An 18,442-nucleotide genomic window follows, 5' to 3' on the forward strand; every position below is an offset into this window, starting at 1 on the left:
CGGGCGCCGCGGGGGCGTAAGTGTCACCCCGGCGATCCGGTCATCACCTGGCACAATGGCCACACGCCCGTCCAGGGGGACGACCACGACCTAGGAGGCAACGGTGGCGACGAGCGCGGGATCCCCGGTACGCGGCCGGTCGACGCGACAGCGGACCGCGGTGTCGGCCGCTCTCGACGAGGTCGACGAGTTCCGCAGCGCCCAGGAACTGCACGACATGCTCAAGCACCGGGGCGACTCGGTGGGCCTGACCACCGTCTACCGCACGCTCCAGTCGCTCGCGGACGCCGGTGAGGTCGATGTGCTGCGGACCAGCGACGGCGAGGCCGTCTACCGCCGGTGCAGCACCGACGACCACCACCATCACCTCGTCTGCCGCAGCTGCGGCAAGGCGGTCGAGGTGGAGGGCCCGGCGGTGGAGAAGTGGGCCGACCAGATCGCCGCCGAACACGGCTTCCGCGATGTCGCGCACACCATCGAGATCTTCGGCACCTGCGGCGACTGCGCCGAGGGCGCGGAGAAGTAGCGGCACCCCGGTACGGCGGAAGGGCCGTCTCCCCGAGCGGGAGGCGGCCCTTCCGTGTGTCCGGCGGCCGTCAGACCGCCGATTCGCCCTCGGCGACCGGTGCCGCACCGAAGCGGCGGTCCCGCTTGGCGTACTCCAGGCAGGCTTCCCAGAGGTTCCGGCGGTCGAAATCAGGCCAGAGAATGTCCTGAAACACCATCTCGGCGTAGGCGCTCTGCCAGATCAGATAGTTCGAGGTGCGCTGTTCGCCCGACGGGCGAACGAAGAGATCAACGTCCGGCATGTCCGGGTAATACATGTACTTGGCGACGGTCTTCTCACTGACCTTGGACGGGTCGAGTTTGCCCGCCTTCACATCCGCGGCGATGGCCGCGGCGGCATCCGCGATCTCCGCGCGACCGCCGTAATTCACGCAGAAATACAGCGTCATCGCGTCATTGTCCTTCGTCTGCTCCTGGGCGATCTGGAGCTCTTGGACAACGGACTTCCACAGCTTCGGCATACGCCCGACCCACCGGATACGGATACCCAGCGCGTCCATTTCGTCACGCCGCCGCCGGATGACATCGCGATTGAAGTTCATCAGGAAGCGGACCTCGTCCGGCGAACGCTTCCAGTTCTCGGTGGAGAATGCGTAGAGCGAGAGGTTCTTCACGCCCATTTCGATGCAGCCCTTGAGCACATCCATGACGACGCCCTCGCCGACCTTGTGACCTTCGGTGCGCGGCAGTCCACGCTCCTTGGCCCACCGGCCGTTTCCGTCCATGACGACGGCCACATGCTGGGGAACCAGCTCCCCGGGGATCTGCGGGGGACGCGCACCGGAGGGGTGCGGCTCGGGCGTCTCGTATTCGCGTCGATTACGGCCCAGAATTCCGCGTCGTGCCATGCGGCCCACGTCTCCCATTGTCTTGAATACCGAGGTCGATTGAGTTCGCCGGGCGGCTGCGCGCCGCCCCCCGGACCATACCGCCGGGCTATTTCTCCACGTACCGGAGCGAACGCAGTCCGCGCTCCAGATGCCAGTGCAGATACGCCGCGACGAGTGAGCTGCCCTCCCGGACGTGCCGGGGTTCGCTCGCGTCCGCGGTCTCCCAGTCGCCGGTCAGCAGCGCGCTGAGGAGCCCGATGGCCTCCGAGGAGGGTACGACGCTTCCCGGCACCCGGCAGTCGCCGCACACCACCCCGCCCGAAGCGACCGAGAAGAACCGGTTCGGGCCGGGCAGCCCGCATTTCGCACAGGCGCCGAAGCTCGGGGCGTAGCCGTTCACCGCCAGTGAGCGGAGGAGGAAGGCGTCGAGGACCAGATGGGGTTCGTGCTCGCCGCGCGCCAGCGTCCGCAGCCCGCCGACGAGGAGGAGGTACTGCTGCACCGCCGGTTCGCCCTCGTGGTCGGTGAAGCGCTCCGCGGTCTCCAGCATCGCGGTGCCCGCGGTGTAGCGGGCGTAGTCGGTGACGATCCCGCCGCCGTACGCCGCGAGCGACTCGCTCTGGGTGCACAGCGGCAGCCCGCGCCCGACCAGTTCGCTGCCGCGGGCGAAGAACTGCACGTCGACATGGGAGAACGGCTCCAGGCGCGCGCCGAACTTCGATTTCGTCCGCCGCACCCCGCGGGCGACGGCCCGCACCCGCCCGTGGCCGCGGGTGAGCAGCGTGATGATCCGGTCCGCCTCTCCGAGCTTCTGGGTGCGCAGCACGATGCCGTCGTCGCGGAACAGACTCATGGCGCCATTGTCCCGCATGCGCCGGGGGCGACGGGGCGGCCGGGGTCGGGGCGGGGATTGCCGGGTGGCCGCGGGGGCGGGGAATGCCGGGTGGCCGGGAGGGCGGGGAATGTCCGCGCCGCCGACGCGACCGGTGCGGACGGGCGGGGCGGGCGGAAATGCCGGGAACGGCGGATATCGCGGAAAGCTCGGGAAACTCGGAAAACCGGGGAATCGCGGAAGTGCGAGAGGGCCGGGGAATTGCGCATCGGCGGGCGGACGGGGCCGCCGGGCGGCGGGGTGGAGCCTTTCCGGCCCGGACCCCGCCGGGAAGGGCGTCAGGCCAATTCGCCTCTGCTGCGGGCGTTCACGTACGCGGTCGTCGCCCGGAGACGCTCGGTGACGGTGGCCGGCCGCACCGTCGTGCGGGCACATTCCCAGTCCCGGCCCCCGCCGATCGGCCGTAGCCGCAGGATTTCCCCGTCGACCGCCACGACCTTGCCGACCCGCGCCGTACGGATATCGAGGGCGAAGGCACCGACCGGTGGGCGGCCCGCGGTGTTCATCGTTCCCCCAGCGCGTCCGTCAGCCGCCGGGCGACATCCATCGTGCAGCGGCCCAATTCCACCAGCGGGAGCATCGCGTAATTGGCACAGGAAACGGGGTCGGGACCAAGGGACGGCAGGACGATTCCCGCGCGTGCGAGGGTATTTCGCAATTCTTTGGTGACGGATTCAACTTCTTCGATCCGGTCCATCGGAGACCCACACCTTCTGTCGGGGCTTTCGCCGTTGGGGGGTAAAGAGTGACCCCTCGGCCCGGACTGCGCAACGAGGGGCGCACGGCAAAGTCCGGGGTGGGTAACCGGAGCAGGTTATGGCCAATGCTTCACAAGGCGGTGAACACCGGGCGGTGCGCACCCCATTCGACACCCCGGGGCACCGGTCCGGCGAATGGCCGCCCGCCCGCACAAGGCTCCCCGTTCGCGCACGTATTCCTTTTCCGGTGCCGTACCGGATGGCACGTCCGGAGGCCGAACGCGAGACCGTAAGACCCCATTCGGCGCGTCGCCCCTTATTCGGTGCGGGCCGGAAATCCGGCCGTTCTTTCGAGAAAAGCTCAGAGGGTGAGCGAAAACCCGTCAGCCTGCGGGGATTTCACGACAGCGCGCACCGGGCGGATCCGCCGGTGTGACGCCCTCCCGAACCGTCCGGCACAAGAGGGCCGAGGGCGCGCGAAGGTGCGGACCGGCGCGCGGGAATGCCTTGTGCGCCGGGGCCGGAGAGCGGTCGCCGACGGCCCCGGGGACGCGCCGCGCGCCCGCTTAGATCACCGGGTGCCGCCGCGTCAACCTCCGTCTCCGGGCGCGGGCTTGTGTGGCGATCGTCGCCCGTCCATCCCTGGTGAAGGGCGCGGCGGACCCCTACGCTCTTCTCGTCGCCGCGGTTCTCACCGCGGGCATCCCTGACCTGGCCACATCGGCGTCGGAGGAAGGCACGCAATGCACCGCCGCCCGCTCGAACACCCCGTCGCGGCGCACCCGCAGCCGCGACGGCGGCACCTGCGGCAACCGCCGGAGGCGGCGCGGCGACCCTCCGCGTGTCACCGCCGTCCGGGAGCACCCCCGCCCGCTCCCCGCCCGGCCCACGGGATCGCAGCACACCTTCCGCACCTCTCCGACCACCCCGGGAACGGCCCGTTACGGCAACCGACGCGCCGGTAACATCCCGTCAGGTCCGGGCCCCCGTATGTCCGTACGCGGCGCTCCGGTGCCGTGGACACCGTGCGGTCGGCACCGGGACGACCGGCCCCGTTCCCCCAACAAGGATCTCGATGACATCCATACCGGAGGCACTGCTGTGGTGCCTCAGTGCAGGAACGGCCGCCGCCGTGGTGCTGGCCGCGTGCCTGTTCCGCGCCCAGCGGCAAGGCAAGGCCCTCGCCGGGCGCCTGGCCGCCGCCGAGGAACAGAACGCGGCGACGGTACGCGGCAACACCGAGCTGAACGCCCGGCTGCGGGCCACCGAGGCGGAGATCCGGCACCTGGCCGGTGCGCGCATCCCCGATCTGACGACCGCGCTGGCCCATCCGCACGTGCCCGTCCGCGGTCTCCTCGACGGACGGTTCGCCGACTCCGAGACCGACCACGCGCTCACCGCGGTGCTGGACCAGATCTCCGAGGCGGTCACCAAGGAGCGGCTGCGGGTCGACGCCGCCGCCCAGGCCACGCTGCGCGGCGCCACCACCACCATCCAGGCGCTGCTCTACCGTCTCCAGACCGCGCTCCAGGAGATGCAGCACCGCTACGACGACCCGTCCGTCGCCCAGGACCTGCTCCACGCGGACTTCCTCAACGAGCAGGCGCTGCGGCGCATCCAGGCCACCGGTGTCGTCTGCGGCGCCTGGCCGGGCCTGACGCGGGAGGACTCCTACCTCGCCGAACTGGTCGTCGGCGCCACCTCCCGGCTGCGCGGCTACGAGCGGGTACAGGTCAGCAACCAGCTGCGGGACCCGGTCGCGGTCGTCGCCCGCGCCGTCGAGCCGGTGGCGATCACCGTCACCGAGCTGCTCGCCAACGCGCTGCACCACTCGCACCGGGAACTGCCGGTCACCGTCACGCTCCAGCAGGGCAACCGCGGCGCTTCGGTGATCATCGACGACTACGGCGTCGGGATGCACGCCGACGAGATCGAGCACGCCATGGCGCTGATGTCCGGTGAGCGGGAGGTCATGCTCACCCAGCTGGGCGACCCGCCGCGGGCCGGTTTCGCCGCCGCCGGGCAGCTGGTGCGCCAGTACGGCTTCGGGGTGCACGTCGAGTCGTCGCCGTACGGCGGTGTCCGCGCGGTGATCTACATCCCGGGCGACCCGCTTCTCACCGTCCTCGACGAGAGCCGTCAGCCGATGTCCGTCATGGCCCCCGTGCCGCACCGTCCGGCCGCCGCGGCGGGCGGCTCCGTCCCGGCGACGGGCAGCGGCACCAGCCCCGCGCCGGTGGCCGCCCCGCAGTCGGCGGCCCCGCAGTCGGCCGCCCAGCACGCCCCCGCACCGACCGCCGAGCCGTACGCGCCCGCGCCGGGCACGCCGTCCGGGCACCCCGACCCCGGGGCCGCCCCGGGCGCCGAGGGCGATCTGCCGCGCCGCCGACGCCGCCGCCCGGCCGCCGAGCCCGAGCCGAACCTGCCGCGCAGTGAACCGGTCGCCGACCGCACACCGGAAGAAACCGCCTCCCGCTGGGCCGCGCTCCAGCAGGGCACCGAATCCGGCCGGGCAGCCGCCGCCCGTCCGGAGCCCCCTCGCTCCCCCGAAGGGAATCCCCACGCATGAACACCCCGACCCGCCGCCGTGTCACCGAGGACAAGTCCTGGGTGCTGGCGCCTCTCCTGGAGCTGCCGCATGTTATCCACGCCGCCGTCATCTCGGGCGACGGATTCATCGAGGGTTCCTCGCCCGGCCTGACCCGTGAGGCGGCCGAGGGCGTCGCCGCGATGATGTCCGCGCTGCAGGGCGCCGGACGGGCGGTGACCGCCGCCTTCGCCGAGCGGACCGACGCCACGCTGCGGCAGACCGTCGTCGAGTCCGAGCAGGGCTGGGTGTTCGCCATCCCCGCCGGTGAGAACACCTGCCTCGCGGTCTTCGCCGCCCCGGAGGTCAACATGGGCATCGTCGCCCACCACATGCAGGTGCAGGTGTCGACGCTGGGCGCCAAGGTCATGAACAGCCCGGCCCGGGACCTCGGCAGCCCCGCATGACCCCGCGGCAGAACGGCAGGCGCCTGGTGCCGGCCTATCTGGCCACCGGCGGACGGGCCCGGCCCAGCCGCAACACGCTGGACCGGCTGACGCTGCTGCACGGCGTGGACATGCCGCCCACCAGCGAGCTGCGGCCGGAGGAGCGCCGCATCCTGGAGCTGCTGCGGCCCGGCGCGCTGTCGCTGGCCGAGGTGGCGGCCCATCTGCGGCTGCCCGTCAGCGTGGTGAAGGTCCTGGTGGCCGATCTCGTCGACGCCGGGCGGCTGCACGCCCGTGTCCCCATACCCGAAGCCGAGCAATTCGACCGGCAGATCCTGGAGAGGGTTCTCGATGGACTCCGCTCTCTCAAGTCCTAGCGGCGCGCCCGCCACCGGCGGCGGCTCGATGTACCTGTCCGGCACCGACCAGACGCTCGTCAAGCTGCTGGTCGCCGGGCCGTTCGGCGTCGGCAAGACGACGCTGATCCGCGCCCTGTCCGAGACGCAGCCGCTGCACACCGAAGAAGTCATGACGCAGTCCGGCGCGTTCGTCGACGACCTCGCCGGGGTGCGGGAGAAGACCACCACGACCGTCGCCATCGACTTCGGGCGGCTCACCCTCCCCGGCGACCTCGTCCTGTACCTCTTCGGCACCCCGGGCCAGAAGCGCTTCCGACCGCTGTGGCAGGACATCGCCCGCGGTGCGCTGGGCGCCCTCGTCCTCGCCGACACCCGCCGCCTGGCGGACTCCTTCGAGGTGATGGACATCATCGAGGAGGCCGGGCTGCGGTACGCCGTCGCGGTCAACACCTTCCCGGACGCGCCGAACTACGACAGCGAGAAGCTCCGCGAAGCGCTCGACCTGCACCCCGAGACACCGCTGGTGCTCTGCGACGCCCGCGACCGCGACCAGTCCGTCGACGCGCTGATCTCCCTCGTCGGACATGTGCTGGCCCATACGCCCCAGGAGAACCAGAACCCGTGACTTCCCCGTACGAACCGGGCGCCGCCCCGCCGCCCGGCTGCCCCGCGCACGCGCACGGCGGCGCGGCCCCCGCCGGACCGCAGGACGGCTACGCGCCGGGCCCCGCGCACGGCGTCCCCGGGCCGGACCCCGCCGAACAGAGCGGTCTGGTGCGGCTGTACGACCCGGAGTTCGCGGCCGACCCGCACCGCTACTACGCCCATCTGCGGCAGTACGGCGCCCTGGCACCGGTCGAGATCGGCACCGGCGTCACCGCGATGCTGGTCACCGACTACCGCGCCGCCCTCGACCTGCTCAACGACACCACCACCTGGTCGAAGGACTCCCGCAGCTGGCAGCAGACCGTGCCGCCGGACTCCGCGGTGCTGCCGATGCTGGGCTGGCGGCCGAACGCGCTCTTCTCCGACGGCGACACCCACCGGCGCTACCGCCAGGTGATCACCGACAGCTTCCGGCTCGTCGAACCGCACGAACTGCGCGCCCGCGTCCGGCACGCCGCCGACAGCCTCATCCGGAAGTTCGGCGCCCGCGGTGACGTGGACCTGATGCCGGAGTACGCCCAGCGGCTGCCGCTGCTGATGTTCAACAACCTCTTCGGGATGCCCGAGGAGTACGGCGACCAGCTGATCGCCGCCGTGGGCGGGCTGATGGACGGGGCGACGCCCGAGGAGGCGGCCAGCGCGGACGCGGCGTTCACCGCGTACATCATGGAGCTGGTCGGCCGGAAGAAGGCCGAGCGGGGCGCCGACCTCACCTCGTGGTTCCTCGACCACCTCAACGGGCTGAGCGACGAGGAGGTCATCGCCCAGATCGTCGTGACGCTGGCCGCGGGCAACGAACCGCTGTCCAACCTGATCGGCAACTCCCTGTCGCGGATGCTCTCCGACGACCGTTACTACAGCACCCTCTCCGGCGGCGCGCTCACCGCGCAGGACGCCATCAACGAGGTGCTGTGGAACGACCCCCCGATGGCCAACTACTCCGCCCACTACCCGCGCCGCGACGTGTTCTTCCACGGCACCTGGGTGCGCGCGGGGCAGCTGGTGCTGGTCTCGTACGCGGCGGCCAACACGCAGTTCGGCGAGGTCGCGCTCGACGACCGGTCCGGCAGCGGCGCCCATCTGGCATGGGCGGCCGGGCCGCACATGTGCCCCGTCCAGCGGCACGCCCTGGTGATCGCGACCACCGCGATCGAACGTCTCACCGCCTGGCTCTCCGACATCGAACTCGCCGTTCCGGCGGAGGCGTTGACGTGGCGGCCCGGCGGGTTCCAACGAGCCCTCGCGGCTCTTCCGGCCCGCTTCACCCCGATCACTCCCGACCAGGCAGGAGCAACACCATGGGACAGCAGCCCGTCGCCATCGACCCGACCGGAGCCGACATCCACGGCGAGGCGGCACGCCTCCGCGCACTAGGCCCCGCCACCCTGGTCCAGCTGCCCGACGGACCCACGGCCTGGTCCATCACCAGCCACGCCCTGCTCAAGGAGTTGCTGACCGACCCGCGCGTCTCCAAGAACGCCCGTGAGCACTGGCCCGCCTGGCAGCGGGGCGAGTACCACGAGACCTGGCTGCAGACCTGGGTCGGCGTGAACAACATGTTCACCGCGTACGGCGCCGACCACCGGCGGCTGCGGAAGCTGATCGCCCCGGCGTTCACCGCCCGCCGCACCGACGCGATGCTGCCCTCCGTCGAGCGGATCACCACCGCCCTCCTCGACGACCTCGCGGCGGTCCCCGCCGGTGTCACCGCCGATCTGCGCGCCGGGTTCGCCCACCCGCTGCCGATGCAGGTCATCTGCGAACTGTTCGGCATACCGGACGGCGACACCCGCGCGGAGCTGGCCCGGCTCTCCGAGATCATCATGACCACCGTCGACCCCGAGGAGGCCGGGGTCACGCTGGTGGCGACGCATGAACTGCTCGGCAACCTCGTCGCCTCGAAGCGGAAGGAGCCCGCGGAGGACCTCACCAGCCTGCTGGTCTCCGCCCGCGACGACGACGGCCAGAAGATGAGCGAGGCGGAGCTGATCGACACGCTCCTGCTCGTCCTCGTCGCCGGTCACGAGACCACCGTCAACCTCATCGGCAACGCGGTGCACAGCCTGCTCACCCACCCCGACCAGCTCCAGCTGGTGCGCGAGGGGAAGGCGGGCTGGAACGACGTCATCGAGGAGACCCTCCGCTGGGCCCCCAGCGTCGCCAACCTCCCGCTCCGCTTCGCCGTCGAGGACATCGAGATCCCGGGTGGCCCGACCATCCGCCAGGGTGAGCCGATCCTGGCCGCGGTCGCCGCCACCGGCCGGGACCCGGAGCACCACGGCGCGACCGCGGGCGACTTCGACATCCGGCGCAGCGCCCGGGAACACCTCACTTTCGGCCACGGTGTGCACCACTGCCTCGGCGCCCCGCTGGCCCGGATGGAGGCGCGCACCGCGCTCCCGGCGCTCTTCGACCGCTTCCCGGACCTGGAGTTCGCCGTCCCCACCGAGAAGCTGGAGCCCGCGGGCGGCTTCATCGTCGGCGGCTTCCGTGAGCTGCCGGTACGCCTGCGCTGACCCCGCCGGAACGGCCGTCGGCCCCGCCGCCCACCACGGGCTGCGGGGCCGACGGCCGTTCCGGCGTCCGGGCCGGTCAGGACGGGGTGCGGGCCGCCGCCAGCAGACGCTCGGTGTCGGCGTCCGCCAGCGTCAGCGCGGTACCGACGGTGGCCAGCACCTCCCGCTCGGCGGGGGTGTACGCACCGTCGGCGAGGGCGATCCGGGCCGCCTGGAGCAGCAGCGCCTCGCGGCCCGCCGGGGCGAGGTGCGGGGCGAGCGGGCCGAGGCAGGCGTGCAGCTCGATGGCGAGGGCCGTCCCGCACGGATCGAGGCCGCGGGAGGCGCCGTCGTCGCCGGTCAGCGCCTCGAAGGCGGGGCTCAGCGCGCCGGTGTCGGCGGCGAGCGCGGCGAGGAGGGTGAGCAGCTGATCCTCGCAGCAGTCGGGGAACCCGGCGTCGCGGACGGTGGTGACGGCGGTCTCCCGCACCGCACGCGAGGCGGTGCCACCGGCCGCCAGCAGCGCCAGGGTGACGGTGTGCACCGCGTCCCGCAGCATCGCGGAGAGCCGCACGGTCGTCGGGTGGTCCAGGGCGTCCGGGGCGAAGCGGCCACGGCAGGCGGAACACTCCACGACCGGTCCTGCCTGGCCGCGGGAGAACAGCGGGAGGCCGAGGACGGTGAGGCGGCGCCGACCGGTGCGGCGGCGGTAGTTGCGGTCGCCGCCGCAGTCGGGGCAGAAGAACTCGCCGTCGGCGACGGTCCGCCAGGACGTGCGTACGCCCACCACACCCAGCTTGACCATCGCGTCAGACCTCCGTATCTCCCCCGTAGCCATGAGGGCACCGAACGTCTGCTTCTCGGCCCCTTCGCCGCACCGACGTGATGTTAGCCACATCCTGGATGCGGCGTCAGCACCCCGGACGGACAACGGCCGAATGACGAAGGGTGCGCACCGTCAGGGGGAGGCGGCGGGCGGCGGGTTGACGCACGGTGCCCCGCCCGCCGCGTACTCGGGGTACGGGCGGACGGGGCACCGGAGGAGACGGGGCCGCGCCCCGGGCGGTCAGCGGGCCGCGCGGTTGACCGCCGAGGCGACGGCCTTGATGGAGGCGCGGACGATGTTCGCGTCGATGCCGACGCCCCACAGGACCTTGTCGCCGATGGCGCACTCGACGTACGCGGCGGCCTGGGCCCCGGCGCCCTCGCTCATGGTGTGCTCGACGTAGTCCAGGACCCGTACGTCCGCGTCGATCGCGTGCAGCGAGTCGATGAAGGCGGCCAGCGGGCCGTTGCCGGTGCCGGTCAGGACGGTGTCGGTGCCGTCGACGACCGCCTCGACGGTCAGTGCGTCGGTGCCCTCGCTGGTCGTCGAGGTCTGCGCGGAGCGGAGGGCGACCCGGCCCCAGGCGTTCTCCGGGGTGGGCAGGTACTCGTCCTGGAAGACGGACCAGATCGCCGCCGGGGTGACCTCGCCGCCCTCGGCGTCGGTCTTCTCCTGGATGGTGCGGGAGAACTCGATCTGCATCCGGCGCGGCAGATCCAGCTTGTGGTCGTTCTTCAGGACGTACGCGATACCGCCCTTGCCGGACTGCGAGTTGACGCGGATGACCGCCTCGTAGGAACGGCCGACGTCCTTCGGGTCGATGGGCAGGTACGGCACCGCCCACTCGATCTCGTCGACCGTCTTCCCCCGGGCGGCCGCGTCGGCCTCCATGGCGTCGAAGCCCTTCTTGATGGCGTCCTGGTGGGAGCCGGAGAAGGCGGTGTAGACCAGGTCGCCCGCGTAGGGGTGGCGCGGGTGGACCTCCATCTGGTTGCAGTACTCGGAGGTGCGGCGGATCTCGTCGATCTGCGAGAAGTCGATCTGCGGGTCGACGCCCTGCGAGAAGAGGTTCATGCCCAGGGTGACCAGGTCGACGTTGCCGGTCCGCTCGCCCTGGCCGAACAGGCAGCCCTCGACGCGGTCGGCACCGGCCATCACGGCCAGCTCGGCGGCGGCGACGGCGGTGCCGCGGTCGTTGTGCGGGTGGGTCGACAGGCAGACGAACTCGCGGCGGGTCAGCTTCCGCGACATCCACTCGAAGCGGTCCGCGTGGGTCGAGGGGGTGGAGCGCTCGACCGTGGCGGGCAGGTTCAGGATGATCTCGCGGCCCTCCTCGGGCTGCCAGACGTCACAGACCGCCTCGCAGACCTCCAGCGCGAAGTCCAGCTCGGTGTCGGTGAAGATCTCCGGGCTGTACTGGTAGCCGAAGATCGTCTCGTCGCCCAGGATCTTCTCGGCGTACTCCATGACCAGCCGGGTGCCGTCCACCGCGATCTGCTTGATCTGCTCCTTGGAGCCGCGGAAGACGACCCGGCGGAAGGTGGGGGCGGTGGCGTTGTAGAGGTGGACGGTGGCGCGGTGGGCGCCGCGCAGCGACTCGACGGTCTTCTCGATCAGGTCCTCGCGCGCCTGCGTCAGGACGGAGATCGTCACGTCCTCGGGGATCGCGCCCTCTTCGATGATGGAGCGGACGAACTGGAAGTCGGTGTCGCCGGAGGAGGGGAAACCGACCTCGATCTCCTTGTAGCCCATCCGCACCAGCAGATCGAACATCTCCCGCTTACGGGCCGGGGACATCGGGTCGATCAGCGCCTGATTGCCGTCGCGCAGATCGGTCGAGAGCCAGCGGGGCGCCTTGGTGATGCGCTTTTCCGGCCAGGTGCGGTCGGGGATCTCCACCGCTTCGTACCGGCCGTATTTGTGGACCGGCATTCCCGAAGGGCGCTGCGGCTGGGCGGCGTTGGTGACCGGGGTGGGACGGCCGACGGCGTTCTCGGCGGGGGTCGAAGGGTTCGACATGGTGCGTGGGGCTCCTCGTGCAGTCCGCGGAAGTCCCCGGTCCGGGCTGGTCCAGGAGCCGGGGAAGGCCGACGGGGCGATCTCTCGCAGCACCGAACTCCGCGGGGAGGGGGTCGGCCTACGACTACAGGCCCTCGCCGCGGCAGCTAAGGAGAAGCAGCCCGAAACGCATGATGCCTCGCACCTTAACCGAGCCGATCGAGTCCTGCGGCCCCGTATCAGTATGCGGGACCGCTTGGACAACACGGCCGGAATGCGATCAGGCACACGTTTTTGCACCACACCTTTTCGGGAAATTCAGGAGCGGGCAGTGACAAGGGCATCACACAATGCGACATTTGCCGTATGGACGTCACCTCGAAGCCGGTCACCCCGGCCACTCCCGTTCTCTGCACGATCGTGCCGCCCCACCTCCTCGACAAGCTGGCACAATCCGACGCTCCTGAGCACCACGAGCCGGCCCGCCGCACCCTCGAACACGACGCGTTCCTGCGCACCCGTCGCCACGAGTGCACCCTGCGCACCGCCGCGGCCCGCACCGAAGGCTCCGACAAGCCGAACCGCACCATCTACGACGCCCGGCACAGCCAGGACCTGCCCGGCACCAAGGTGCACTCCGAGGCCGACAGCGCCTCCAAGGACGCCTCGGTCAACCGCGCGCACGCCGGGCTCGGCGCCACCTTCGAGCTGTACCTCAAGGTCTACGGCCGCCACTCCATCGACGATGCCGGTCTCCCGCTCAACGCGACCGTCCACTACGGCGAGAAGTACGACAACGCCTTCTGGGACGGCGAGCGGATGGTCTTCGGCGACGGCGACGGCAAGCTCTTCCGCGACTTCACCATCCCGGTCGACGTCATCGGCCACGAACTCACCCACGGCGTCACGCAGTACACCGCGGGCCTCGACTACAACGGCCAGTCCGGCGCGCTCAACGAGTCCATCTCGGACGTCTTCGGCTCGCTGATCAAGCAGTACGCCCTCAAGCAGAGCGCCGAGCAGGCCGACTGGCTGATCGGCGCCGACCTCCTCGCCCCCGGCGTCAAGGGCGCGGCGCTGCGCTCGATGAAGGCGCCGGGCACCGCGTACGACGATCCGACCCTCGGCAAGGACCCGCAGCCGGCGACGATGGCGGACTTCGTCGACACCCAGGACGACAACGGCGGCGTCCACATCAACTCCGGCATCACCAACCACGCCTTCTACCTCTTCGCCACGGCGGTCGGCGGCAACGCCTGGGAGAAGGCGGGTCAGGTCTGGTACGACGTGCTGACCGGCGGGAAGCTGGCGAAGACCGCGCAGTTCGCCGACTTCGCCAAGCTGACCGTCGAGGCGGCCAAGACCCGCTTCGGGGCGTCGGGCGCCGAGCACGAGGCCGTCGTCAAGGCGTGGTCGACGGTCGGCGTCGTCACCGCCAAATAGCGCAGCTCCGGGACGTCTGCGCCGCCCCGGGCGGGTAGGAGCCACCCATGCACATTCACATCAGACGCACCGGTGGCTTCGCGGGCATCGAGCGCCGCGCCGAGGTCGACACCTCGGCGCGGTCCGACGCCGACGCCTGGCACACCCTCGCCGAACGCTCCCTGGCCCAGGGTTTCGCCGAGCCCCCGGCCGGGGTCCCGGACGGCTTCCGCTACCAGATCACCGTGGACGGCAGGACCGTCTACTGCTCCGACCCGCGCCTGACCGAGGAGCAGCGCACGCTGATCACCCGGGTGCTGAAGGAGGGCGACTGACGTACGGCGCAGGGCAGTTGACGGACGGAGGGCGGCGGCCGGAGGGCCGCGCCGCCCTCCGCCTTTGCCTCCGCCCTTGCCCCCGGGCCGATCCGGACAGCCGGACGCGCGGACCTTGACACCGTTACCGGCGGTATCCATGCTCCGGCCATGACCACGGTGCCGGACCCCACCCCGCTCCCCCGTTTCCCCGCGGACTTCCTCTGGGGCGTCTCCGCCTCCGCGCAGCAGACCGAGGGCGCCGTCGACGAGGGCGGGCGCGGCCGGTCGTCCTGGGACGCGTTCGCCGCGCGGCCCGGCCGGATCAAGGACGGCTCCGACCCCCGGGTGGCGACCGACCACTACCACCGCTACCGCGAGGACGTCGCCCTCCTGCGGGAGCTGGGCGCCGGGGCGTTCCGCTTCTCGGTGGCCTGGCCGCGGGTGGTCCCCGACGGCGACGGACCGGTCAACGCCCGGGGGCTGGACTTCTACGACCGGCTCGTGGACGCGCTGCTCGCGGCGGGCGTCACGCCGGTGCCGACGCTCTTCCACTGGGACACCCCGCTGGCGCTGGAGGAGCGCGGCGGCTGGCTGCGCCGGGAGACCGCCGCGCACTTCGCCGCGTACGCGGACGCCGTCGCCGCCCGGCTCGGCGACCGCGTACACCGCTGGATCACCCTCAACGAACCGGCCGAACTGACCCTGCTGGGGTACGGCATCGGCGCACACGCCCCCGGCCGTCGGCTGCTCTTCGACGCGCTGCCCGCCGCCCACCACCAGCTCCTGGGCCACGGGCTCGCCGTCCAGGCGCTGCGCGCCCGGGGTGCGGCGGACATCGGCATCGCCAACTCCCACGGCCCGACCTGGCCCGCCTCCGCCTCCGCCGCGGACACCGGCGCCGCCGACCTCTACGACCTGCTGCTCAACCGGCTGTTCGCGGATCCGCTGCTGCTGGGCCGCTACCCGGACGACGATCTGGCGGCGCTGCTGCCGGGCCCGGTCGCCGAGGACCTGAAGATCATCGCGGCGCCGCTGGACTGGTACGGCATCAACTACTACCAGCCGACCCGGGTGGGCGCCCCGCTGCCGGAGGGCGCCCCGACCGCGTTCGGCGGCGTCACCCTGCCGCCGGAACTCCCCTTCGCGCCCCGGGAGATCGAGGGGTACCCGCGGACCGGCTTCGGCTGGCCGGTGGTGCCCGCGGCCCTCACCGAACTGCTGCTCTCCTTCCGCGACCGCTACGGCGACCGGCTGCCCCCGGTGATCATCACCGAGAACGGCTGCGCGTACGACGGCACCGACGACCGGGAGCGGATCGCCTTCCTCGACGGGCACCTACGGGCGCTGCACACGGCGCTGGCGGCGGGCGTCGACGTCCGCGGCTACTTCGTCTGGTCGCTGACCGACAACTTCGAGTGGGCCGAGGGGTACGCCCGGCGCTTCGGGCTGGTGCACATCGACTACGCGACACAGCGGCGCACCCCGAAGGCGTCCTTCCGCTGGCTACGCGACGCCTGGCGGGCGCAGCGGGGGTGACCGCCGCGGCTGCTGTCCCACGCGGGCCGGGCCGTTGTCAGTGGTGGGTGGGAGGCTGAGGCCATGACCGAAGCTGTGAAAGGCCCCGCGAGTTACTTCCCGTCGATCGAGAAGAAGTACGGCCGCCCGATCGGCCACTGGCAGGACCTCATCCGCGCCTCGCCGCTGACCCGGCACATGGAGCTGGTCACCTGGCTCACGTCCGAGCACGGACTGGGCCACGGCCACGCCAACGCCCTCGTCGCGCACACCCGCGCGGAGCGGATAGCCGAGTAGCCGCGCGGCGGCCCGCCCGGCACGCCCGTGCCGGGCGCGGGGGCACCGGCCGGGCGGCGGCGTCCGGGGTCAGAAGCCCAGTTTGCGCAGCTGCTTCGGGTCGCGCTGCCAGTCCTTGGCGACCTTGACGTGCAGATCGAGGAAGACGGGCGTACCGAGCAGCGCCTCGATGTGCTTGCGCGACTTGGTGCCGACCTCCTTCAGGCGCTTGCCCTTGGGGCCGATGATGATGCCCTTCTGGCTGGGGCGCTCGATGTAGACGTTGGCGTGGATGTCCAGCAGCGGCTTCTCCGCGGGCCGCCCCTCACGCGGCAGCATCTCCTCGACGACCACGGCGATCGAGTGCGGCAGCTCGTCGCGGACGCCCTCCAGCGCCGCCTCACGGATCAGCTCGGCGACCATGACCTGCTCGGGCTCGTCGGTGAGGTCGCCCTCGGGGTAGAGCGGCGGGCTCTCCGGCAGCAGCGGCACCAGCAGATCGGCGAGGAGGCCCACCTGTGCGTCGCCGACGGCGGAGACCGGCACGATCTCCGCCCACTCAATGCCCAGCTCCTTGCCGAGCCGGTCGACGGCGAGCAGCTGCGCCGCGAGCGTCTTGGAGTCCACCAGGTCCGTCTTGGTGACGACGGCGATCTTCGGGGTCTTCTTGATACCGGCCAGCTCGGAGGCGATGTAGCGGTCGCCGGGGCCGAGCTTCTGGTCGGCGGGGAGGCAGAAGCCGATCACATCGACCTCGGCCCAGGTGGTGCGGACCACGTCGTTGAGGCGCTCACCGAGCAGGGTGCGCGGCTTGTGCAGCCCCGGGGTGTCGACGAGCACCAGCTGCGCCTCGGGGCGGTGCACGATGCCGCGGACGGTGTGGCGGGTGGTCTGCGGACGGTTGGAGGTGATGGCCACCTTCGTGCCGACCAGAGCGTTCGTCAGGGTGGACTTGCCCGCGTTGGGGCGGCCGACGAAGCAGGCGAAGCCCGCGCGGTGCGGGGCGGAGGAGTCTGTACGAGCGCTCATGGCGCCCATTGTCCCCGATCCCCGCGCCCCGACCGACCACCGGTCGCCCCGGCGGCGGGCGGACGCCCGACCGGCGGCGCCCCGAGGCGCCGCCCGCCGGGGCTCAGGCGCGGGCGTCGCCCGCCGGGGCGGTGATCCGCAGGGTGCCGTCGGGGCCCGCCACGAGCACCGGCGTCTCGGGGCCGCCCAGGTCGGCGACTGCCGCGCGGTCCGCGGCGGCGGCGTGCTCCGCGTCGGTCACCACGGCGGCGGCCTCCAGGGACTGCGCGCCGCTGGCGACGGCCATCGCCACGGCGGTCTGCAGCGCGCTGAGCTTCAGCGACTCCAGGGCCACGGTCCCGGCGACATAGGTGCGGCCGGTCTCGTCACGTACGGCGGCACCCTCGGGCACGCCGTTGCGGGCCCGCGCCGAGCGCGCGAGCGTGATGATCTTGCGGTCTTCGGGGTCCAGCGGTGCGGCATCGCTCATACGGGCGAGCATATGCGGGGCCCGGCCCCCGCGGGCCCGCGGGGCGGAGCCGATTCCGGCCCGCCGTCCCCGCCCTCCCGCCGCGCCGCCGCGTCGAAGCGGACGGCCGCCACCCGCTCCCGGGTACCGGCGTCCAGCACCACCAGCGAGGCCAGCTCGGCAAGCGTCTCCGGCAGCTCCGTCGACGCGGCATCGGCCGACCGGTCCAGGGCGCGCAGCAACCGGTCCAGCCCGCGGCAGTGGCGATCGAAGACCCGGCGGCGCACCCAGCGGTCCCGCGCACGCTGCCCCGAGAGCGCGGTGTCGGCGCCGACATCCAGCAGCACCAGATGGAGCGTCCGCCCGTGGCGGGCCGCGCCGCGCGCCAACAACCGCCGCAGCCAGGCCCGGCTCCCGCAGTCGTGCACCAGCACCGGCCCGTCCCCCCGCAACGCGGCCACCACCTCCCGCAACAGCCGCCAGCGCGCCCACGGCCGGTAGACCGGATACGGCAGCCACCCCGGCATCACCGCCTCACACGCGACATGCACGGCACGCGGATCGACCACCCGCGCCACCGCTGCCCCCGCCCCACTCGACCAACGCCCCAGCAACGTGCTCTTGCCACTGCCCGGCAGCCCCGCGACCACAACAACGCCCCGAGCCGGATAACGAAGAAGGCCAGGAACGGCCCCCACCCCCCGCAGATCCACCAGCCCGCGGACACAGACTTCGTCAGCGGCGTCGGCGGAGGCGTCGGAGGTCTCCCCAGCCACACCCCCGCCCCGCTCCCCCACACCCACCACATCCCCCTCCTCCGAGGGCACCCGTACACCAGTCACCGGACGCACCATCCCCCCATCCCCCACTGCTCACCCACCCCACTGCTGATGTCGGCCACCCTCGCCGCACGCCAATTCCTGGCCAGCTTCACACGGGCGCAAGAAGAACCGGAAGAACACAAGGAAGGCCCGACAACGCAAGGCGGTGGTGGGGTCGGGGGTGGTGTTGCGGACGTAAAGCGGAGCAGTCCGCAACACCACCCCCGACCCCACCACCGCCGCCCCCACAACGGACCGCCTGTCTCTTATACACATCTCCGAGCCCACGAGACTCCTGAGCATCTCGTAT

Annotated in this window: 20 protein-coding genes; 11 read left to right on the forward strand and 9 right to left on the reverse strand. The window is 71.9% G+C overall.

Features of this window, described 5'->3' with window-relative positions; all coding sequences use genetic code 11:
* Positions 1 to 103 precede the first annotated feature (103 nt).
* Positions 104 to 526, forward strand: a complete 423-nt coding sequence (locus IF23_RS0123725; RefSeq protein ID WP_030286921.1) for a Fur family transcriptional regulator — start codon at positions 104 to 106, stop codon at positions 524 to 526.
* Between the two features lie 70 nt (positions 527 to 596).
* Here the strand turns inward: IF23_RS0123725 and IF23_RS0123730 are convergent, their stop codons facing one another.
* From IF23_RS0123730 to IF23_RS33030, 4 genes are all read right to left on the reverse strand, one after another.
* A complete protein-coding gene (locus tag IF23_RS0123730; protein WP_030286923.1) occupies positions 597 to 1,415 on the reverse strand; it encodes an isoprenyl transferase in 819 nt (272 codons plus the stop codon).
* 88 nt (positions 1,416 to 1,503) lie between these two features.
* A complete protein-coding gene (gene recO, locus IF23_RS0123735; protein ID WP_030286925.1) occupies positions 1,504 to 2,250 on the reverse strand; it encodes a DNA repair protein RecO in 747 nt (248 codons plus the stop codon).
* Positions 2,251 to 2,567: 317 nt separating this feature from the next.
* Positions 2,568 to 2,795: a hypothetical protein gene (locus IF23_RS0123740; protein ID WP_030286927.1), complete on the reverse strand. Its 228-nt coding sequence runs from the start codon at positions 2,793 to 2,795 to the stop codon at positions 2,568 to 2,570.
* Positions 2,792 to 2,986, reverse strand: coding sequence for a hypothetical protein (locus IF23_RS33030; RefSeq protein WP_078654204.1), 195 nt, complete (start codon positions 2,984 to 2,986; stop codon positions 2,792 to 2,794). Before IF23_RS33030 ends, IF23_RS0123740 begins: the two co-directional genes overlap by 4 nt.
* A gap of 1,076 nt (positions 2,987 to 4,062) precedes the next feature.
* On the opposite strand from IF23_RS33030, the gene IF23_RS0123745 reads away from it, so the two are divergent.
* The 6 genes from IF23_RS0123745 to IF23_RS0123770 are packed head-to-tail and all read left to right on the forward strand — an operon-like array spanning position 4,063 to position 9,501.
* On the forward strand, positions 4,063 to 5,556 hold the full coding sequence (locus IF23_RS0123745; RefSeq protein ID WP_030286929.1) for an ATP-binding protein: 1,494 nt from the start codon (positions 4,063 to 4,065) through the stop codon (positions 5,554 to 5,556).
* Positions 5,553 to 5,981, forward strand: coding sequence for a roadblock/LC7 domain-containing protein (locus IF23_RS0123750; RefSeq protein WP_030286931.1), 429 nt, complete (start codon positions 5,553 to 5,555; stop codon positions 5,979 to 5,981). The genes IF23_RS0123745 and IF23_RS0123750 overlap by 4 nt, the downstream gene beginning before the upstream one ends.
* Positions 5,978 to 6,337, forward strand: coding sequence for a DUF742 domain-containing protein (locus IF23_RS0123755; RefSeq protein WP_030286933.1), 360 nt, complete (start codon positions 5,978 to 5,980; stop codon positions 6,335 to 6,337). Before IF23_RS0123750 ends, IF23_RS0123755 begins: the two co-directional genes overlap by 4 nt.
* Positions 6,338 to 6,365: 28 nt before the next feature.
* Positions 6,366 to 6,944 carry a GTP-binding protein gene (locus tag IF23_RS0123760; RefSeq protein ID WP_037679395.1) on the forward strand — a complete coding sequence of 193 codons (579 nt, stop codon included), beginning with the start codon at positions 6,366 to 6,368 and terminating at the stop codon, positions 6,942 to 6,944.
* A complete protein-coding gene (locus IF23_RS0123765; RefSeq protein WP_030286937.1) occupies positions 6,941 to 8,359 on the forward strand; it encodes a cytochrome P450 in 1,419 nt (472 codons plus the stop codon). The genes IF23_RS0123760 and IF23_RS0123765 overlap by 4 nt, the downstream gene beginning before the upstream one ends.
* Complete coding sequence (locus tag IF23_RS0123770; protein ID WP_030286938.1) at positions 8,284 to 9,501, forward strand: cytochrome P450 family protein; 1,218 nt, start codon at positions 8,284 to 8,286, stop codon at positions 9,499 to 9,501. The genes IF23_RS0123765 and IF23_RS0123770 overlap by 76 nt, the downstream gene beginning before the upstream one ends.
* 76 nt (positions 9,502 to 9,577) lie before the next feature.
* Here the strand turns inward: IF23_RS0123770 and IF23_RS0123775 are convergent, their stop codons facing one another.
* Both IF23_RS0123775 and leuA read right to left on the reverse strand, forming a co-directional pair.
* A complete protein-coding gene (locus IF23_RS0123775; protein ID WP_030286940.1) occupies positions 9,578 to 10,285 on the reverse strand; it encodes a TerB family tellurite resistance protein in 708 nt (235 codons plus the stop codon).
* Between the two features lie 261 nt (positions 10,286 to 10,546).
* A complete protein-coding gene (leuA, locus tag IF23_RS0123780) occupies positions 10,547 to 12,325 on the reverse strand; it encodes a 2-isopropylmalate synthase (protein WP_030286942.1) in 1,779 nt (592 codons plus the stop codon).
* A gap of 345 nt (positions 12,326 to 12,670) precedes the next feature.
* Here leuA and IF23_RS0123785 point away from each other — a divergent pair, with 345 nt between their 5' ends.
* From IF23_RS0123785 to IF23_RS0123800, 4 genes are all read left to right on the forward strand, one after another.
* A complete protein-coding gene (locus tag IF23_RS0123785) occupies positions 12,671 to 13,747 on the forward strand; it encodes a M4 family metallopeptidase (RefSeq protein WP_030286943.1) in 1,077 nt (358 codons plus the stop codon).
* A gap of 47 nt (positions 13,748 to 13,794) precedes the next feature.
* Complete coding sequence (locus IF23_RS0123790) at positions 13,795 to 14,061, forward strand: protealysin inhibitor emfourin (RefSeq protein ID WP_030286946.1); 267 nt, start codon at positions 13,795 to 13,797, stop codon at positions 14,059 to 14,061.
* Positions 14,062 to 14,211: 150 nt separating this feature from the next.
* Entirely contained in the window at positions 14,212 to 15,579 is a 1,368-nt protein-coding gene (locus IF23_RS0123795; protein WP_030286948.1) for a GH1 family beta-glucosidase, read from the forward strand.
* A 63-nt stretch (positions 15,580 to 15,642) separates the two neighbouring features.
* Positions 15,643 to 15,855, forward strand: coding sequence for a DUF4287 domain-containing protein (locus IF23_RS0123800; RefSeq protein WP_030286950.1), 213 nt, complete (start codon positions 15,643 to 15,645; stop codon positions 15,853 to 15,855).
* A gap of 69 nt (positions 15,856 to 15,924) precedes the next feature.
* Here the strand turns inward: IF23_RS0123800 and era are convergent, their stop codons facing one another.
* The 3 genes from era to IF23_RS0123815 all read right to left on the reverse strand — a co-directional run bounded on the left by era (position 15,925) and on the right by IF23_RS0123815 (position 18,165).
* Positions 15,925 to 16,863, reverse strand: coding sequence for a GTPase Era (gene era / locus IF23_RS0123805; RefSeq protein ID WP_030286952.1), 939 nt, complete (start codon positions 16,861 to 16,863; stop codon positions 15,925 to 15,927).
* Between the two features lie 103 nt (positions 16,864 to 16,966).
* Positions 16,967 to 17,332, reverse strand: a complete 366-nt coding sequence (locus tag IF23_RS0123810) for a cytidine deaminase (RefSeq protein ID WP_030286954.1) — start codon at positions 17,330 to 17,332, stop codon at positions 16,967 to 16,969.
* Complete coding sequence (locus IF23_RS0123815; protein WP_107127004.1) at positions 17,329 to 18,165, reverse strand: AAA family ATPase; 837 nt, start codon at positions 18,163 to 18,165, stop codon at positions 17,329 to 17,331. Before IF23_RS0123815 ends, IF23_RS0123810 begins: the two co-directional genes overlap by 4 nt.
* Positions 18,166 to 18,442 lie beyond the last annotated feature (277 nt).

The organism is Streptomyces catenulae, assembly GCF_000718015.1.
GTDB lineage: Bacteria > Actinomycetota > Actinomycetes > Streptomycetales > Streptomycetaceae > Streptomyces > Streptomyces catenulae.

What these genes read in the sequence shown, in the direction of transcription:
- IF23_RS33030 (WP_078654204.1), bottom strand. Translation starts at nt 2,986, where the DNA reads ATGGACCGGATCGAAGAAGTTGAATCCGTCACCAAAGAATTGCGAAAT.
- IF23_RS0123815 (WP_107127004.1), bottom strand. Translation starts at nt 18,165, where the DNA reads ATGGTGCGTCCGGTGACTGGTGTACGGGTGCCCTCGGAGGAGGGGGAT.
- IF23_RS0123760 (WP_037679395.1), top strand. Translation starts at nt 6,366, where the DNA reads ATGTACCTGTCCGGCACCGACCAGACGCTCGTCAAGCTGCTGGTCGCC.
- IF23_RS0123800 (WP_030286950.1), top strand. Translation starts at nt 15,643, where the DNA reads ATGACCGAAGCTGTGAAAGGCCCCGCGAGTTACTTCCCGTCGATCGAG.
- IF23_RS0123730 (WP_030286923.1), bottom strand. Translation starts at nt 1,415, where the DNA reads ATGGCACGACGCGGAATTCTGGGCCGTAATCGACGCGAATACGAGACG.
- IF23_RS0123750 (WP_030286931.1), top strand. Translation starts at nt 5,553, where the DNA reads ATGAACACCCCGACCCGCCGCCGTGTCACCGAGGACAAGTCCTGGGTG.
- IF23_RS0123785 (WP_030286943.1), top strand. Translation starts at nt 12,671, where the DNA reads ATGGACGTCACCTCGAAGCCGGTCACCCCGGCCACTCCCGTTCTCTGC.
- era (WP_030286952.1), bottom strand. Translation starts at nt 16,863, where the DNA reads ATGAGCGCTCGTACAGACTCCTCCGCCCCGCACCGCGCGGGCTTCGCC.
- IF23_RS0123745 (WP_030286929.1), top strand. Translation starts at nt 4,063, where the DNA reads ATGACATCCATACCGGAGGCACTGCTGTGGTGCCTCAGTGCAGGAACG.
- IF23_RS0123755 (WP_030286933.1), top strand. Translation starts at nt 5,978, where the DNA reads ATGACCCCGCGGCAGAACGGCAGGCGCCTGGTGCCGGCCTATCTGGCC.
- leuA (WP_030286942.1), bottom strand. Translation starts at nt 12,325, where the DNA reads ATGTCGAACCCTTCGACCCCCGCCGAGAACGCCGTCGGCCGTCCCACC.
- IF23_RS0123795 (WP_030286948.1), top strand. Translation starts at nt 14,212, where the DNA reads ATGACCACGGTGCCGGACCCCACCCCGCTCCCCCGTTTCCCCGCGGAC.
- IF23_RS0123740 (WP_030286927.1), bottom strand. Translation starts at nt 2,795, where the DNA reads ATGAACACCGCGGGCCGCCCACCGGTCGGTGCCTTCGCCCTCGATATC.
- IF23_RS0123770 (WP_030286938.1), top strand. Translation starts at nt 8,284, where the DNA reads ATGGGACAGCAGCCCGTCGCCATCGACCCGACCGGAGCCGACATCCAC.
- IF23_RS0123775 (WP_030286940.1), bottom strand. Translation starts at nt 10,285, where the DNA reads ATGGTCAAGCTGGGTGTGGTGGGCGTACGCACGTCCTGGCGGACCGTC.
- recO (WP_030286925.1), bottom strand. Translation starts at nt 2,250, where the DNA reads ATGAGTCTGTTCCGCGACGACGGCATCGTGCTGCGCACCCAGAAGCTC.
- IF23_RS0123790 (WP_030286946.1), top strand. Translation starts at nt 13,795, where the DNA reads ATGCACATTCACATCAGACGCACCGGTGGCTTCGCGGGCATCGAGCGC.
- IF23_RS0123810 (WP_030286954.1), bottom strand. Translation starts at nt 17,332, where the DNA reads ATGAGCGATGCCGCACCGCTGGACCCCGAAGACCGCAAGATCATCACG.